At 46.7% G+C, this 15,314-nt stretch carries 15 protein-coding genes; 8 read left to right on the top strand and 7 right to left on the bottom strand.

The genetic code is table 11. The features are described 5' to 3' along the window. Positions 1 to 60 precede the first annotated feature (60 nt). Together GJB61_RS06120 and GJB61_RS06115 are read right to left on the bottom strand one after the other, a co-directional pair. On the bottom strand, positions 61 to 579 hold the full coding sequence (locus tag GJB61_RS06120; RefSeq protein ID WP_154117583.1) for a DUF3231 family protein: 519 nt from the start codon (positions 577 to 579) through the stop codon (positions 61 to 63). 79 nt (positions 580 to 658) lie between these two features. Beyond that, positions 659 to 1,420 (bottom strand): helix-turn-helix transcriptional regulator, encoded by a 762-nt coding sequence (locus GJB61_RS06115; RefSeq protein ID WP_338115682.1) that lies wholly within the window; start codon positions 1,418 to 1,420, stop codon positions 659 to 661. A gap of 249 nt (positions 1,421 to 1,669) precedes the next feature. Between GJB61_RS06115 and GJB61_RS06110 the strand changes: the two genes are divergently transcribed. Further along, a complete protein-coding gene (locus tag GJB61_RS06110; protein WP_154117581.1) occupies positions 1,670 to 3,598 on the top strand; it encodes a glycoside hydrolase family 127 protein in 1,929 nt (642 codons plus the stop codon). Between the two features lie 109 nt (positions 3,599 to 3,707). Here the strand turns inward: GJB61_RS06110 and GJB61_RS06105 are convergent, their stop codons facing one another. From GJB61_RS06105 to GJB61_RS06095, 3 genes are all read right to left on the bottom strand, one after another. Next, a complete protein-coding gene (locus tag GJB61_RS06105) occupies positions 3,708 to 6,143 on the bottom strand; it encodes a glycoside hydrolase family 94 protein (protein ID WP_154117580.1) in 2,436 nt (811 codons plus the stop codon). A gap of 109 nt (positions 6,144 to 6,252) precedes the next feature. Next, the gene (locus GJB61_RS06100; RefSeq protein WP_154117579.1) at positions 6,253 to 7,308 is read right to left on the bottom strand and encodes a LacI family DNA-binding transcriptional regulator; all 1,056 of its coding nucleotides are present in this window, start codon (positions 7,306 to 7,308) and stop codon (positions 6,253 to 6,255) included. A gap of 185 nt (positions 7,309 to 7,493) precedes the next feature. Next, a complete protein-coding gene (locus tag GJB61_RS06095) occupies positions 7,494 to 7,880 on the bottom strand; it encodes a MerR family transcriptional regulator (protein ID WP_154117578.1) in 387 nt (128 codons plus the stop codon). 211 nt (positions 7,881 to 8,091) lie between these two features. Here GJB61_RS06095 and GJB61_RS06090 point away from each other — a divergent pair, with 211 nt between their 5' ends. The 6 genes from GJB61_RS06090 (at position 8,092) to GJB61_RS06070 (ending at position 13,172) form a co-directional block, all read left to right on the top strand. Beyond that, complete coding sequence (locus tag GJB61_RS06090) at positions 8,092 to 8,931, top strand: SDR family NAD(P)-dependent oxidoreductase (protein WP_154117577.1); 840 nt, start codon at positions 8,092 to 8,094, stop codon at positions 8,929 to 8,931. A gap of 191 nt (positions 8,932 to 9,122) precedes the next feature. Then, positions 9,123 to 10,136 (top strand): ABC transporter substrate-binding protein, encoded by a 1,014-nt coding sequence (locus tag GJB61_RS06085; RefSeq protein WP_154117576.1) that lies wholly within the window; start codon positions 9,123 to 9,125, stop codon positions 10,134 to 10,136. Between the two features lie 109 nt (positions 10,137 to 10,245). Next, positions 10,246 to 11,847: an AraC family transcriptional regulator gene (locus GJB61_RS06080; RefSeq protein ID WP_154117575.1), complete on the top strand. Its 1,602-nt coding sequence runs from the start codon at positions 10,246 to 10,248 to the stop codon at positions 11,845 to 11,847. Positions 11,848 to 12,039: 192 nt separating this feature from the next. Next, positions 12,040 to 12,303 (top strand): hypothetical protein, encoded by a 264-nt coding sequence (locus GJB61_RS06075; RefSeq protein WP_154117574.1) that lies wholly within the window; start codon positions 12,040 to 12,042, stop codon positions 12,301 to 12,303. Between the two features lie 344 nt (positions 12,304 to 12,647). Then, positions 12,648 to 12,794 carry a sporulation protein YjcZ gene (locus GJB61_RS31115; RefSeq protein WP_195724252.1) on the top strand — a complete coding sequence of 49 codons (147 nt, stop codon included), beginning with the start codon at positions 12,648 to 12,650 and terminating at the stop codon, positions 12,792 to 12,794. Positions 12,795 to 12,971: 177 nt separating this feature from the next. After that, on the top strand, positions 12,972 to 13,172 hold the full coding sequence (locus tag GJB61_RS06070; protein WP_195724251.1) for a hypothetical protein: 201 nt from the start codon (positions 12,972 to 12,974) through the stop codon (positions 13,170 to 13,172). Positions 13,173 to 13,290: 118 nt separating this feature from the next. Here GJB61_RS06070 and GJB61_RS06065 read toward each other — a convergent pair whose 3' ends face one another. Next, positions 13,291 to 13,584 carry a phosphatidylinositol kinase gene (locus GJB61_RS06065; RefSeq protein ID WP_154117572.1) on the bottom strand — a complete coding sequence of 98 codons (294 nt, stop codon included), beginning with the start codon at positions 13,582 to 13,584 and terminating at the stop codon, positions 13,291 to 13,293. 818 nt (positions 13,585 to 14,402) lie between these two features. Here GJB61_RS06065 and GJB61_RS31540 point away from each other — a divergent pair. After that, on the top strand, positions 14,403 to 14,504 hold the full coding sequence (locus tag GJB61_RS31540) for a YjcZ family sporulation protein (RefSeq protein WP_229521502.1): 102 nt from the start codon (positions 14,403 to 14,405) through the stop codon (positions 14,502 to 14,504). 172 nt (positions 14,505 to 14,676) lie between these two features. Here GJB61_RS31540 and GJB61_RS06060 read toward each other — a convergent pair whose 3' ends face one another. Beyond that, positions 14,677 to 15,084, bottom strand: coding sequence for a hypothetical protein (locus GJB61_RS06060; RefSeq protein WP_154117571.1), 408 nt, complete (start codon positions 15,082 to 15,084; stop codon positions 14,677 to 14,679). Between the last annotated feature and the right edge of the window lie 230 nt (positions 15,085 to 15,314).

Genomic DNA, 15,314 nt, shown 5'->3' with positions numbered 1-15,314 from the left:
ACAAGCAAAAAATCCTGCTTTCGCAGGATTAAGAGTTGAATCGGAACTTAAGATCAGAGCTCAGGCATGCACAGGCTCTTGTCTTTTCAATTGAAGGGGTGGCGGAATCAGCCAGCCCTTTTGTTTATTCATTTTTAGAAGGGCGAGACCTAATGCTGCCATTTGGGCATGTGTTTTTAAGAACAGGGCTCCGATGTCCTCCCGTATGGCCATCCCAATGATTTGGCTGCATTCGTTCAGGCTCATCGCGGCACCAGCAGAGATCGTGGCGGCGATTTCCGGATCGGAGAACCGGGCACCGACAGGAATATCCTCAAGTTTAACGGATGGGCGGTCCGGAAGTAGCGGGAAGGGGGTAATTCCATTGGCTTTGAGGAGCTTGTCGCAATTCTTGATCTCCAGCTGGGCCTGATCCATTAAATCATCAATCATTTTCTTCAAGTCCTGATCTCCGGCGTGATAATGAAAGGCTTGCAGCGTAGATAATGTCATTTTGGCTTTGGCGGAAAACTGCCACACACTGAAAATTTCACCATAGTGCATCGGTTCGTCTTTAGGATTGCCGTTTAGGATTCCCATATTTGCATAGCTCCTTTATAGATAAGTATGAATGTTAAATTAGGTTGTCCGCCAAGATTTGTTTTATTCGAGAAAAATGCTACCGGGAATAACGCTTGCGAAAGCGCAGCGGAGAGATGCCAATTTGCTCTGCAAAGCGCCGTGAGAAATAAGGGGTGCTCTCGAAGCCGGTACGCTCCGCTATCCCTGCTATAGAGATCTCTGTCTTCAACAGTAACAGCTTGGCCTGTTCCAGACGGTAATCTGCCAAATATTCCAGCGGCGTCAGCCCATACACGCGCTTCATACAGCGGCCGAGATAATTGTAATGAAAATGCAGCGCTTCCGATAGTGACGCATTGGTAACGGGCTCCGCATAATGATTGCGGATGTACGCCTCTGTTTGCTCAGCGATTTCCACGGCATGACTCCCTGCGGCATCATGCTGGGCCAGGTCCATCATCCGCAGCATCTCTTCAAAGATCCGCTGCTGCTGCCAGACTGCACTTGAACGTCGTCCATTAGCTAGCTGCAACAGCATTTCTGCTTGACCACTGTGTTCAAAGGAACCTGGAAGCGGTCCGAACTGTGGTACGCGTATCGTATAGGGATGTGTGAGAAATTGCTGAAAGTGAGTTTCACGGTTGACAAAGACAGGTTCGCCCTCGGCCACGATCCATTCCCCAACGGTGTGAAAATGAATCCATACGAACGAGGTGGTCTCCAGGCAGGGCTTGACGGAATAATGATAGCGGTCAGGCAGCAGCAGCAGGGTAGTCCCAGCCGTGACCGCCCATTGTTTGTCCTCTTCGCCGATATATAAACAACCCTGCTCGACAAGCAGTAGGTCAAATTTGCCCATACAGTTCCGGTTTGGATGCTGACCTCCAGGCTGATATACCGTACGGTCACATTCTAGGAAATAGGGAAAGGGAGGTGCAGCCAGGTGAATATATGAAGGACTGAATGTCATTATTTTTCCCACTCCAAGCTTCATTTATTTAGTGTGAAATAGTACAAAAATGCAGTTGCTTATGTTTGTATTTTTTATTTATTTTACAGTCTATAATTGCAATTAGCGAGGATGAAATAGACGGAGAGGAAGAATGAGATGAGCAAAGTGACGATTAAGGACGAATTCTGGGGACGCTATATTCAGCTGGTGCAGGATGTAGTGATTCCGTATCAATATGAGGCTCTGCATGATAGGGTACCGGAAGCGGAGCCCAGCCATGCGATAGCTAACTTCGAGATTGCTGCCGGCAGGAAGAAAGGTGAATTCCACGGTTTTGTATTTCAGGATAGTGATGTAGCTAAGTGGCTGGAGGCGGTTGGTTACTCGTTGACCATTAAGCGCGATGCTGTGCTGGAGCGGCAGGCAGACGAGGTGATTGATCTCATCGGTGAAGCGCAGCAGGCAGACGGGTATTTGAATACTTATTTTACGATAAAAGAGCCCGGTAAACGCTGGACCAATCTGAATGATTGCCATGAGCTTTATTGCGCCGGGCATTTTATTGAAGCCGCTGTATCTTATTATGAAGCCACCGGTAAAAGAAAACTGCTCGACATTATGTGCCGGATGGTCGACCATATTAATTCCGTCTTCGGACCAGAAGCAGGTAAGCTCCGTGGGTATGATGGGCATCAGGAGATTGAACTGGCTCTTGTTAAATTGTATCGTCTAACAGGAGATGAGAAATATCTGTTGCTCAGCAGTTTTTTTATTGACCAAAGAGGACAGCAGCCACACTTTCTGGAGCAAGAATGGGAGACGCGCGGGCGAATAAATCATTGGGTCGGAAAGACGGACACACTGGATCTAAAATATAACCAGGCCCATCTTCCGGTAAGAGAGCAGAGTGTGGCTATAGGCCACTCCGTCCGCGCTGTATATATGTACACAGCCATGGCTGATTTGGCGGCACTTACAGGTGACGAGGCTCTGCGCAAAGCTTGCGTTAGACTATGGAACAATCTGGCTGATAAGCAGATGTACATTACGGGTGGAATTGGCTCCACACATGCTGGTGAAGCATTCACGTTCGATTATGATCTGCCGAATGACACGGCGTACGCAGAGACTTGCGCCTCGATTGGCCTGATTTTTTTCGCTCAGCGCATGCTGCGGCTGTCACCGGATGCACAGTACGCAGATGTGATGGAACGAGCGCTATATAACAATGTACTTGGCTCCATGGCGCAGGACGGCAAACATTATTTCTATGTTAATCCGCTGGAAGTATGGCCGCAGGCCTGCAACTGTAACCCGGATAAACAACATGTGAAATCTGAACGTCAAGGTTGGTTCGGTTGTGCTTGCTGTCCGCCTAATGTGGCTCGGCTGCTGACCTCGCTGAATCAGTACATTTACACAACCCATGGCGACACCCTCTACACCAATTTGTATATTGGCAGTGAGCTGAATACGAAGCTCGGCGATACGCAGGTTGCGATTCACCAACAAAGTAATTATCCATGGGAAGGTACAGTGACTATGCAGGTCAATCCGGCAGCAGCGGCGGAATTCGGAATTGCGCTGCGTATCCCTTCCTGGAGTCAGGGGATGGAGATTAGAGTGAATGGCGAACTGCTGAATATGGCTATGGACGTAGAGCAGGGCTACCGGATCATCCGCAGAGTATGGGCAGCAGGGGATGTTATTGAAGTCCAAGTGCCTATGGAGGCGCATCGTGTATATGCTCATCCGTTGCTGCAGGCCGATGCCCATAAGACCGCCATTCAACGCGGACCCTTGGTATATTGCCTCGAAGGCACCGACAACGGCCAGTCTTTAAGTCCGATTTCTATAAGCGAGGCAGGGGCGTTCACGGAAGCTTTTGACAAGACGCTGCTCGGCGGAGCGGTAGTGGTTGAAAGCAGTGGCTTTTGTGTGGAGCAAGAGAGCTGGAATGGTGGTCTCTACGGCAGAGATAAGGCAATGGTTCAACCCGTTACGCTCAAGGCGATTCCTTATTATCTATGGGGGAACCGCGGCAGCGGGGAGATGAAGGTGTGGATTCCGGAAGGCAAGGCGTAAGCTGCTAGTCGCGCGACAAAAAAAGCAACCCGACTCGTACCGCTATTTCTAGCGGACGAACGGGTTGCTTTTTTTAAAATCTGAATTGGCTGATCAGGCAGTCGCCTTCTTAACCAAGCTCTACAACAACTGTATGCACAGCACCGTCGCCCACAGGAGCGATGATGTTGCCTTCTACAGCTGCGCCATCCAGTGTAATACTAGCTACACCTTTGGATACGTGGTTCGGGTTCTTGATCTGGATCACATAAGTATCTCCACGGAAGACACGGGTGATTTCGAAGCTGTCCCACTCGGTAGGAATACAAGGATCGATCTTCAGACCATTGAAATCCGCTTGAATACCGAGAATCGATTGAGTAATCGCTACATAGTTCCAAGCCGCAGTACCCGTCAACCAGGAATTCTTCGCTTCCCCGTGACGAACCGCATCTTTACCAGCGATCATCTGGGAGTAGACGTAAGGCTCGGTACGGTGAATCTCACTGATATCCTCCAGGTAGGAAGGAGCGATCTTCGCATACAGTTCAAAAGCTCTGTCGCCATGGCCCAGCATAGTTTCAGCCATCATAATCCATGGGTTATTGTGGCAGAAAATACCAGCGTTTTCTTTGTAGCCTGGCGGATACGTCGAAATTTCACCCAGGTTCAGATAATACTTGGAGTAAGGAGGCTGTTGCAAGACGATACCATATTTAGTATCCAGACGTTCTTTAACCGAGGTAAGAGCTTTTTCGGCTTGGCCATTCTCTACGCCGATACCAGCCATAACACACATCCCTTGTGGCTCGATAAAGATTTGTCCTTCTTCATTTTCCTTACTGCCGACTTTGTCACCGTAGTGGTCATAAGCACGCAGGAACCAGTCGCCATCGTAGCCATGCGTAAGGGTAATTTCACGCATGTTCTCGATTTTGTCTTCAGCATCAGTAGCAATGTCGCTCAATCCGCGCGTCCGGCAGATCTCAGCATAATCCGGTCCAACGAAGACGAACAGGCCCGCGATAAAGACGGATTCAGCTACGCGGCCTTCGATGTTGGCTGTCGTCTGGAAGGATTCACCTGGTTCTGTTGAGAAGCAGTTCAGGTTCAGACAGTCATTCCAGTCCGCCCGGCCGATCAGCGGCAAGCCGTGAGGTCCGAGATTATTGGTGACATGCTCGAAGGAAAGTCTCAAGTGCTCGAACAGAGTCGCGGTGTTGTTCAGGTCGCTGTCAAACGGAACCTGCTCATCAAGAATGGAAGTATCGCCAGTTTCTTTGATGTAGGCAGCCGTTCCGGAAATCAGCCATAGCGGATCATCATTAAAGCCGGTGCCGACTTCGTTATTGCCTTTTTTGGTGAGTGGTTGGTATTGGTGGTACGCGCTGCCATCTTCAAACTGCGTAGCGGCGATGTCGAGAATACGTTCGCGTGCACGCTCAGGAATTTGGTGTACAAATCCGAGCAAGTCCTGATTGGAATCGCGGAAGCCCATCCCGCGGCCAATACCGGATTCAAAGTAAGAAGCGGAACGGGACATGTTGAAGGTAACCATACATTGATACGGGTTCCAGATATTAACCATGCGATCCAGCTTGTCGTCGCCGCTCTTGATCTGATATTTGGACAGCAGGTTATCCCAATGGGCAGCTAAGTCAGCCAGTGCAGCGTCCACTTGAGCATCTGTAGCGAATTGTTCAACAACAGCTAATGCCGGTTTTTTGTTAATAACGTTCAGGGATTCCCATTTGTCGTCTTCTTCATTCTCAATGTAGCCGAGTACAAAGATGAAGCTTTGCTCTTCGCCTGGTTCAAGCGTAATGTTCAGCGCGTGGGAGCCGATAGGGGACCAGCCGCTGGCTACGGAATTACTTGCTTCTCCGGCAGCTACGACTTGTGGACTTTCCAGGCCATTGTACATGCCTACGAAGGCTTCACGGTCGGTATCGAAACCGTCGATTTTTTTGTTCACAGAGTAGTAAGCATAGTGATTTCTGCGTTCGCGATACTCTGTTTTGTGATAGATCACGGAATCCTGCACTTCAACCTCACCAGTGCTGAGATTGCGTTGGAAGTTAGTCATATCGTCCTGAGCATTCCACAGACAGAATTCAGCAAAGGAGAACAGCTTGACTGATTTTTGCGCAGTGCCCGTGTTCTTCACCACTAGACGATGTACTTCAGCATTGTGGCCAAGGGGTACAAAAGCAAGCTGGTTAACAGAAATTCCGTTACGTTCGCCAGTAATCGAAGTGTAGCCCAGGCCGTGGCGGCATTCGTAGAAATCGAGATCGCGTTTAACCGGCATCCAGCCCGGGGTCCAGAAATCACCATCATCATACAGGTAGTAGTAACGTCCACCCGAATCCATCGGGATATTGTTATAGCGGTAACGGGTTAATCTTCTGAGACGAGCATCTCTATAGAAGGAATAGCCACCAGCAGTGTTTGAGATGAGGCCGAAAAATTGCTCGTTGCCGAGGTAGTTAATCCATGGGTAAGGCGTTTTAGGAGTGTTAATTACATACTCTTTACGAGTGTCATCAAAAGTTCCGAATTTCATGTGAGAATAGTCTCCCTTCGATTGTGAACGCGCGTTTATAGATCTGAAAAAAAAGTCCCTCGGGGTAAAGGGGTTTTTTTCGAAAAACCTGAGTCATGCATAAAACAGCTTACTGCTTGGGCGGTTGGCAGGAATCTCTGGCAATCAGCCGTGCCGGAAAACTGATCGTGCTAAAGGTCGGCTGCTGTGAATCGCACAGCTCGATCACCTTCTCTACGGCAGCTTTGGACATTTCGTAGATCGGCAAGCGGACGGTGGTTAACTTGGGCTGAATGCGCGAGGCCATCTGGATATCATCGAAGCCGGCAATCGACATCTCCTCAGGAACAGCTATATTCTGCTCAGAGAACGCTTCCATCGCTGAAATAGCCATGTCGTCGTTCGAAGAGAAGAAGGCCGTTGGTAAAGGTCCACCGGAAGCCAGTAGCTTCTTCACCTCATCATAAGCCGTCTCTTTCAGGAAATCCCCTTGCAGAATGAAGTTCTCATTCAGCGGAAGGCCATGCCGCTTCAGCGTATCCTCATAGGCCATGTAGCGTTCCCGTCCAGAATACGTATTCATTCGTCCGCAGATGATGCCGATCTCTGCATGTCCAAGGCCAATCAAGTATTCGATGGCTTCCGTTGCGCCCTCATAATCCTTGGAGTTCACAACAGCTAGATGATTACGATCGAGATGTTCTGACATAATCTCTGAAATGTCATAATCGATCAGCACGAGCGGGGAGTCAAGACCCACCATTTCCCGGACAATATCAATATCCTTCTGAGTGCCGACGATGATGCCGCCGTCAATCCGCTTCTGCAGGAAAGCCTGCTTCACTTTCAGGAAATCGTCGGGAGAGTATACAGTGTGAATCAGCACATAACAGCCGCGGGCATTCGCCGTATCCACTACGGCATCGACGAATGGAGCGAAGTAGTTGTTCTGATAGATCCGGGTCGTATTCTCTTTCTCGTTCATGCTGATGGCGAATAGCCCGATAGTATCCGTCTTCTTGCCGGCTAGAGCCCGTGCAAAGCTGTTCGGCTCGTACTGATGCTGTTCAATTACCTTCAGTACCTTAGCACGGGTCTCTTCAGGGACATTGGAATAGTTGTTGATCACGCGGGATACCGTGCTTCGGGAAACCCCAGCCAACTTGGCTATATCTTCGCTGCGCATATTGGCCCCCTTTTACCGTTGCTCCATCTTGTAAACACGCGTTTATGAATTTATTGTAGAATATATCCGTACAGAAATCAATCATAAACTTAAGTGTTCAAAGAAAATAAAGTAATAGACTGGCCTCTCCTCATTCTGAACGTGCTCAAGGGCCTGATTGGATAGCTTGCCGTCTATTTGACGGATTAGAGACAAGGCAGCTTGTTCTCCAGTTCTTTTAATTGCACATCATAGAGTGCCATCTTGTAGTTGATTTTCTCCAGGGTCTTGATGATCTGCATCAGCTGTTCCTCTACCTTGACCTTATGATCGGCCATCAGCTGTCTGCGTTCAAGAAGAGTGTTGTCGCCGTCTTGGAAGTAATCCAGATACTGCTTCAGATCGGCCAAAGACATCCCGGTCGAACGTAGCGCGACAATGGTCTCAATCCACTCAATGCTGGACTCATCATAGAGGCGGTTCCCGTTCTCATTGCGCTCGGCGAAAGGCAGCACCCCCTGTTTCTCATAGAAACGCAGTGTATGGGCGGGAACACCTGTTTTTTGCGAAACTTCCTTAACCGTATAGGACATGATAGAACTCCTTTGCCGTAATGTTAAAGTAACTTTAAGCTATTGTACTACCGAATGACTATGTATTCAATCCGGGAATCCCTGAAATAAAAGGTTTGTGGATAGAAATCCTTTATTTGAAGCCGTTTTTTTATGGATTTGACTTAGATAATACTTTAACCTCTATGCTTATAAAGCAAGCAAAATTAAAAGCTGAGAGGATGAATGAACAATGAGTTCAACTAAGATATGGTTTGTAACAGGCGCTTCCAAAGGGATGGGGTTGACACTGGTTAAAAAACTTCTGGCTGGGGGAGCTAAAGTAGCTGCAACATCCAGAACAGTGGCCGATTTAGAGCAAGCCGCAGGCCAGCATGAGAATCTGCTTCCTATACAGCTCAACCTTTCAGACGAGCAGGCGGTTAAAGAGGCCATTTCCGCTACTATTGAGCATTTCGGCGGTCTAGATGTTGTCGTCAACAATGCGGGTTATGGGCAGGTTGGAATCTTTGAGAAAATATCGGACGAATATGCGCGCCGAAATTTCGAAGTGAATGTATTCGGCACCTTTAATGTGGTCCGTCAAGCCCTGCCTCAACTAAGACAGCAGAGATCGGGACATATTATCAATTTCTCCTCGACGGCAGGCTATTATGGTTTTGGGGGAAGTTCGATCTATGCGGCATCCAAATTTGCGGTGGATGGTATGAGTGAGGCGCTGGCGCAGGATGTTCAGCCCTTTGGCATTCATGTCACGGCGGTGAAGCCGGGCTATTTCCGAACTAACTTTCTTTCTAAGGGCTCATTGGGTGTGAACGCGACGAATCCCATCGAAGATTACAAGGCGCAGCGGGAGGCCCAGGAGGCAGCCGTGAGTGCATATGACAATAACCAGCCGGGAGACCCGGAAAAAGCGGTGGACCTTCTTATTCGAATCACCGATTCCGCCAATCCGCCGCTGCATTTATTCCTTGGCAAAGATGCGTATGAGGTCGCCCGCAACAAAATCTCCAGTGTGCAGAAGGAGCTGGATGCATGGGAAAGCGATGCTACGGCAACTGATTTTAGCTGAATCGCTTTCTATTTCTAAATAAAGGGGGCGGGGTCACTAGGGTACCATTGATAAAGTAATCACAGTCATTCGTTTGTATAAGAAATCCCAAGAGAAAGTGCATTGAACTCGGAAATGCCCATAAGCTATTATTGTCGTTGTAGTTATTGAGAATTATTATCAACGATAAAAAGGCAGGAGTGGGGAGAAAGATGTATAGATGGAGTCGAATGACGATGTGGTCAGCGGTGTTGCTGGTAATGATGATGGGGCTCGCAGCATGCGGTGCCGATAATAGTGCATCCCTGGAGGTAGCAGGACAGGCCAGTACAGAGAACGTGCAGCCAAGTGCAGCACCGGAGAGCACAGAGGCAAGCGTAGAGGAGGAAGGTGCAACCCGCATAGTAACCGATGAGTTCGGTGAGGTTGAAGTTCCGGCGCATCCGCAGCGTGTAGCAGGGATATATGTAGAGGATTATCTCAAAGCTTTGGGAGTTACACCTATCGTACAGTGGTATCACCCAAGCTGGGGCAAGCAGGATTATCTGAACCTGGATGTTCCATTATTCGATATCTCGGGCAGTCTGGAGGCACTGCTAGATCAGAACCCAGATCTAATTATCGTGGATGGTGCAGTGGATGCGGAGAAGTACGAACTATATTCCAAGATTGCTCCAACCTACCGTTTGAAGGAAAGTATTCTGCAGGACTCTGCCGAAATTCTGAAAGCCGTTGCAGATGTTATGAACATCCCGGAGAAATCCGAATCCGTGCTAGCTGATTACACAGCAAAGGTTGCGGATGGCAAAGCGAAATTGCAGCTTGCGCTCGGTAAAGAGAAGGTAGCGGTTCTTCGGCTGAATGTAGCGGAAAAAAGTATTGCATTGTTTGGTGTCAAGAACAGATATACCGGAGTAATCTACAGCCAGTTTGGACTTGAGCCTATTCCCCTGGCAGCTAATATGACAGAATTCCAGTCCATTATTTCAGAGGAAGTGGTTCCCGATCTTGAGGCAGATCATATTATCATATTCCCGGACAACGGAACCTGGGATGATCAAGTGAATCAGGAAGCCTACAAAACACTGGAAGGTCCGCTGTGGCAGAACATTCCGGCAATCAAAAACGGCAATGTGTATAAAATGGAGCGCTCCCACTGGCAATCCGGGGCCATTACGGCGAACTCCATGAAACTGGACGACTTGTTGAAATACATGGTCAAGTAAGCAAATTAGGTGAGAAAATGAAGAAAGCGGGTCAACTTTGGTTGATCCGCTTTCTTTTTTGTTTTACACTAAAGAATGAAAATGATTCTCAATTAGGAGGAATAGTGAGATGGCGGAGAATACCGGAACAGGTAAGTATGAGGCGCTATTCTATTCCTTAAATCATATAGAGCTGATTCATCAGCCTTGTATAAACAAGAGTGGAATTACGGTCTTTCAGGACAATACTTTGATTATTGTAAAGGAGGGCCAAGGCCAGATCATGCTGGACGGTGCTTATGTTCCTCTGGAACAAGGAGCTGGCGTGCTGTTGGAGTCAGGAATGCTTGGCCGGATCGAGAGTGGGGAGGGCGGAATTAGCTTTTACCAATTGAAATTCGAAATCATTAGTAGAGCCGGGTACAGCATCAGTCTTATAGATACGCCTTCCAATAGTGGGTTGATCCGCTGCGGGATGGTAACTTGCCAGCCCTTTTCCCAATGTCTGCTGCTGCTGGATAGCTTATATCAGAAACGTTGCTCCACGGAAGAGATTGAAGGGTTCGCAAGTCATACCCGCTTTCAGGAGCTGCTGCTGCTTATTTTTCGGGCCAATCCCCCAGCACCCATGGAACAGAACGTGAAGAGTGGAGTGCAGCGCACCATCGATTATGTGAAGGAGAACTATAAGGAGACGCTGACCGTCGATCAACTCGCAGCCATGGCGGGTACTAGCCGTTCCCGTTACACGCAGCTGTTCAAAGAGATTACCGGGCAGCTTCCCCTGGATTATATGAACGCCATTCGGATTGAGCATGCCCAACAGCTGCTTTTGCTCACGAGTGACCGCCTGTATGACATTGCACAAGCTGTAGGCTATAGCAATGAGTATTATTTTAACCGGCGGTTTAAAGGGACGATTGGCATTGCACCCGGACAATACCGGCGATACCAACAGCAGGATAGGCGCATCTTCGCTCCGTTTCTGGAGGATCATCTGCTGGCGCTGGGGATTGTTCCAGTGGTGCAATATTCTCATGCATTATGGGGGAAACAGGATTATCTGGGCCTGAATCATGTACCCGAATTCGATATTTCGTCCGGTGATTGGGGGGCGTTGTCGGATCATAAGCCGGAGCTGATTATGCTGGATAACGCTAGTGAGCGTTGGAGTCTGGAACAATGCCGCCAGATTGCTCCACTGTTCAAACTGCCGCTAGGTAGTGAGGATTGGCGTTCGACACTCCGGTTCATGGCGGCGATTTGTGGAAGAGCGGACAGAGTCCGGGATATTACGCTGAATTATGAGCATAAGGCTCAAGAAGCTAGTAGCCTCCTGCGTCGCTCTGTCCGCACACAAACAGTCGCTGTGCTACGTATATCTGCTTGCGCTGTCGTTTTGTATGGATGCGGGGAGCTTGGTTACATCGGAAATGTGTTATACAGGGATCTAGGCTTGCAATCTCCTCCGCTGGTTCAGAAGTGGACCCGGGGAGAACGGCGTGTTAATCTTACCCGCGAGATGTTGTCCCGCCTGAATGCGGACCACCTGTTCATCACCTTTGACAAGCAGGAGGGAGAGGGCCGCGAGTTGCTGGACACCCCACTCTGGCGAAGCCTGCCTGCGGTCCGCAACCGCTGCGTCTACGAGGTAGACTTCATGGCCTGGATGAATTATGGCGTGCTGTCGCACAGCCGGAAGATTGATGATGTTTTGAAGGTGCTGGCGTGAAGGCGGGGGGTTGTGGAACCATAAGGCGGAGCGGGAGCGTATGTCCTGCTCTAAATTCATTTTGGTAATAAGAGGTAATGAGGTGCAGCTGTCGAATAAGTGTTAAAGTGTTAACGTATACATAAATAATTTGTGTACGTAGCTAATCCATGATGTAAACGCTAACAAAACTTGCAGGAGGTGAACAAACAGATGAACGGAACAAAAACACTGCTTTATCAGATTCTCAAGAGCATAGAGGCTGGAAAAGAACCAGCATTGGAAGATTTTGAAGGAGCGACACTGGGCAGCTTTCACAGCGCTCTAGAACAGATTATTGAAAATAAGCTTGCCCATAACGTTAGCTTTTCGCATACAGGAAAAGGGAAAAAGACTGTACTAGTCGCACATACGAATGGTTCTGTATTGACTGCGCAAGGTATCAACTATATCCACATGCAGGATAGCAGAAGCTAGGTAGAAAATAAGCCTGTGTGGAACGAGGAACCCGATCACTGAACGGTGTTGCGCTTGTACCTGATGCTTTTTGAGCTACTTTAATTGGCCAACTGGTTTATTAAGCATATCACTTACTTACAAGTGTGAAGAAAAGGGTGGGGTTCTTGAAAAAAATACTTAATTGTTGTTCGAGTCGCAGTAGAGTCCGTCAAAGAAGCACCTTAACCGGTGCTTTTTTTGTTTTCTATATAATATATATTGAGCACGAAATGGGCGTCGCATAAGATTTCCAGTATACCCAAGCGATCAAAGGTAATTCGCATATTTTAAGATGTATTCAATTATAAAGGAGGAATTACCTGATGGCTCTGTATGGTGGTGCATGTGGAGGGAATGAAGGTCCAGTTGGTGGAGTAGGATGCGGTGTTGGTGGTGGATTTACGTCTACTGCAGCGATATTGGTTCTGTTCATTCTGTTAGTAATTATTTCTAAAACATTCTTGATATAATTTTCTAAACTACAAAGGCCGAACCTATTGTAATCATCCGTCAGCAAAATCTGGCGGATATTTTGTTGGTTTGCGAACGAACGGATATTGCTGTTGAAATTGATTTTTTTCAATTAAAGGGTTTTTATTCCAAATGCCGAATTATGGTGTGAGGAGGGGATGATGTTGATAAGGAAAATGATCAAACATGGGGATATTAACGGGCTACAGTATGTGGGAGGAGTCATTTCGAATGACACCAAGACGTATTATGCAATCATTCAATGCTGGGGGGAAGAAGGCCCGTTCCAGGTGTCTATGAAGGAATGTTTCAGCATCAAAGATGGTGAGGAGCATATCCTTGGAGCCTGGGCCGACTTGATGAAACAAGAAGCATAAACAACCCAACAACTAAATACATAAGTTTAATACGTAGGTCACTGCTAATAGAGAGTGGCCTTTTGTATGCCCATAAAAAAAGAAAGAGGATATGCACAAGCATATCCTCCCCTAATCCTCAAATGAAAAATGGAAGCAAATACAAAGCAGCTATACCGCCAAAAGGTATACGTCTCTGGATAAAGCGACGTCTTGGGAAAAACCCTGGATGAAACCCAAATTGTCGATAAGTAGAATTTTGTGCGGGCATTCCATTCATGTGACCCATCATTTCATTTGTAGGGATAGCAAGGCTAACATAATCCTGATCTACGTGAGCGATAAATCCATCATGTGCTTGACCATCAGTCGTCATTATTCCAACGTATTTATTCATGCAACTCCAACTGACTTGTTGATAATTTGTATCCATGAATAACCTCCTCAGATAATATATCTCGACAACAGTCTATGGACTAGAACCTATATCGTTCACGGCGAATGCCTATAAGTAATAATATTTGGGCGGTGAAGCTGACAGAAGCAACTGGAAACACAAATAATCCCAATTGCTTATTTTCGCCGCTTACGCCCGATCAATCCACCGACCACAAACACAACTAAAACTGACACAAAAGCGAAAATAATCCAGAAAGCGATTCGCAAACTAAACACCCCTTGCAAGTTGTTGATAGCAATTATACAGGGGCTGGTCGCGAAAGGATATGACGATGATCCTATATCTATTGAGGCAGATTCAGCACAATTTACCTGAAGGCCAACGCTATCAATGGGAAGCTGTCCTATAATGAATGGGAGAATGACGAGAAAGATTGAAGCTGCACCAAACTAAGCCAATTTGCGTAGCATCGCTCCGAGCAAAAAAACGCCGCATTATCTGCGACGTTTGCCTCTATTGAAAAATCCGAAAACTACAACCAAGACAATCACAATAATTATCCATGACATAACAGCCAACTCCTTTATTACTAATATAACCAATTACTAGTGACAGAATTCATTGAGGTTAAATTTTTCCACTTTGCCCAATCCACAGTAAGCATTTGCTCATATCTTGAATTGTACTCAATTGCAAAGGGGGGTTAACAAATGAGTGAATGTGGACACGAACATAGAGTCATTAGTCCTTTTACTTCGACAGGAGCAATCTTGGTACTTTATATCTTGTTAGTTATTATTTTAAAAGCCTGCATATTCTAATTATTATTCAATTTCAGAGGAGGAATTATAATGGGTGAATTTGCTGGAGGATATGGTGGATTTACATCTCCCACTGCAATTTTGGTTCTATTTATCTTGTTGGTAATCATATCTAAGACTTTCCTGATTTAAGTATTAGACCATCTAATATGGCTACCTCCTAGAATAGACATTGGATAAAACCCCCTAGTTAATCCGATGAAATTCTAGGGGGAGCTCTTTCAAGAAGATTTAATTGGTTATAAGGTCTCATGAGGGTGAAATCTCAGAAAATACGTTAAACGATTCCTTCTGAACAGGTATATTATTCTCTATATATAATCTTGATCTCCGCATTGGAAACATTATTGATTAGATTTGAATCGTGTTGGGCTCGAATGTGAGAGTCTTGATCATCCGTGAGGAAGAGAGGAACGGAAGAGGGCAGGTTCGTCTTGCTTTCATGTTCTAATTCAGTTGAATAATATACAACTTTTGACCATGGACGACTATTGAAATTTTTACGTGAAATTACATCCTCGACATAAAAACTTTCATTCGATAGACGAGACACTAGCCAATCTCCAGTGCAAACATCCGTATCAAGAGAAAGCTGAATAATCTTCTTTTCTTTACTGTGGCTCATTACGCCTTTTGCAACCGATATTACTTTACCATTTCGTAATACTTCAAAATTCTCACTATATTCGTTGGCAAACTCACTTAAATACATTACGGACCCTCTTTCTGACTACAGTTTATTATAAACTCCTATTTATCATTTGAATCGGCCAAACCATTGAAATAATATACAGGGACAAAGTGGGAAAGATCACGTAGCGGAAGATTAAAATTGAAGATATTCGAGCCGATCGCATAAGAGTAACTTGTCTGACTACGATGATGATTGGGATTGGATGCGGATAGAAGATGTGATAGATGTGACTTCATAAAGAAACGGCC

It is taken from the genome of Paenibacillus monticola (genome assembly GCF_009664975.1).
Taxonomy (GTDB): Bacteria; Bacillota; Bacilli; order Paenibacillales; family Paenibacillaceae; genus Paenibacillus_AQ; species Paenibacillus_AQ monticola.
Note: the sequence above shows the minus strand (reverse complement) of the source record. Positions and strands in the feature narration are given on the sequence as shown.

Coding starts and splice junctions, on each gene's coding strand:
- GJB61_RS06095 (WP_154117578.1), bottom strand. CDS start 7,880: ATGTCCTATACGGTTAAGGAAGTTTCGCAAAAAACAGGTGTTCCCGCC.
- GJB61_RS06065 (WP_154117572.1), bottom strand. CDS start 13,584: ATGGATACAAATTATCAACAAGTCAGTTGGAGTTGCATGAATAAATAC.
- GJB61_RS06110 (WP_154117581.1), top strand. CDS start 1,670: ATGAGCAAAGTGACGATTAAGGACGAATTCTGGGGACGCTATATTCAG.
- GJB61_RS31540 (WP_229521502.1), top strand. CDS start 14,403: ATGGGTGAATTTGCTGGAGGATATGGTGGATTTACATCTCCCACTGCA.
- GJB61_RS06080 (WP_154117575.1), top strand. CDS start 10,246: ATGGCGGAGAATACCGGAACAGGTAAGTATGAGGCGCTATTCTATTCC.
- GJB61_RS06060 (WP_154117571.1), bottom strand. CDS start 15,084: ATGTATTTAAGTGAGTTTGCCAACGAATATAGTGAGAATTTTGAAGTA.
- GJB61_RS06070 (WP_195724251.1), top strand. CDS start 12,972: ATGATCAAACATGGGGATATTAACGGGCTACAGTATGTGGGAGGAGTC.
- GJB61_RS06120 (WP_154117583.1), bottom strand. CDS start 579: ATGGGAATCCTAAACGGCAATCCTAAAGACGAACCGATGCACTATGGT.
- GJB61_RS06100 (WP_154117579.1), bottom strand. CDS start 7,308: ATGCGCAGCGAAGATATAGCCAAGTTGGCTGGGGTTTCCCGAAGCACG.
- GJB61_RS06105 (WP_154117580.1), bottom strand. CDS start 6,143: ATGAAATTCGGAACTTTTGATGACACTCGTAAAGAGTATGTAATTAAC.
- GJB61_RS06075 (WP_154117574.1), top strand. CDS start 12,040: ATGAACGGAACAAAAACACTGCTTTATCAGATTCTCAAGAGCATAGAG.
- GJB61_RS06090 (WP_154117577.1), top strand. CDS start 8,092: ATGAGTTCAACTAAGATATGGTTTGTAACAGGCGCTTCCAAAGGGATG.
- GJB61_RS31115 (WP_195724252.1), top strand. CDS start 12,648: ATGGCTCTGTATGGTGGTGCATGTGGAGGGAATGAAGGTCCAGTTGGT.
- GJB61_RS06115 (WP_338115682.1), bottom strand. CDS start 1,420: ATGGGCAAATTTGACCTACTGCTTGTCGAGCAGGGTTGTTTATATATC.
- GJB61_RS06085 (WP_154117576.1), top strand. CDS start 9,123: ATGTATAGATGGAGTCGAATGACGATGTGGTCAGCGGTGTTGCTGGTA.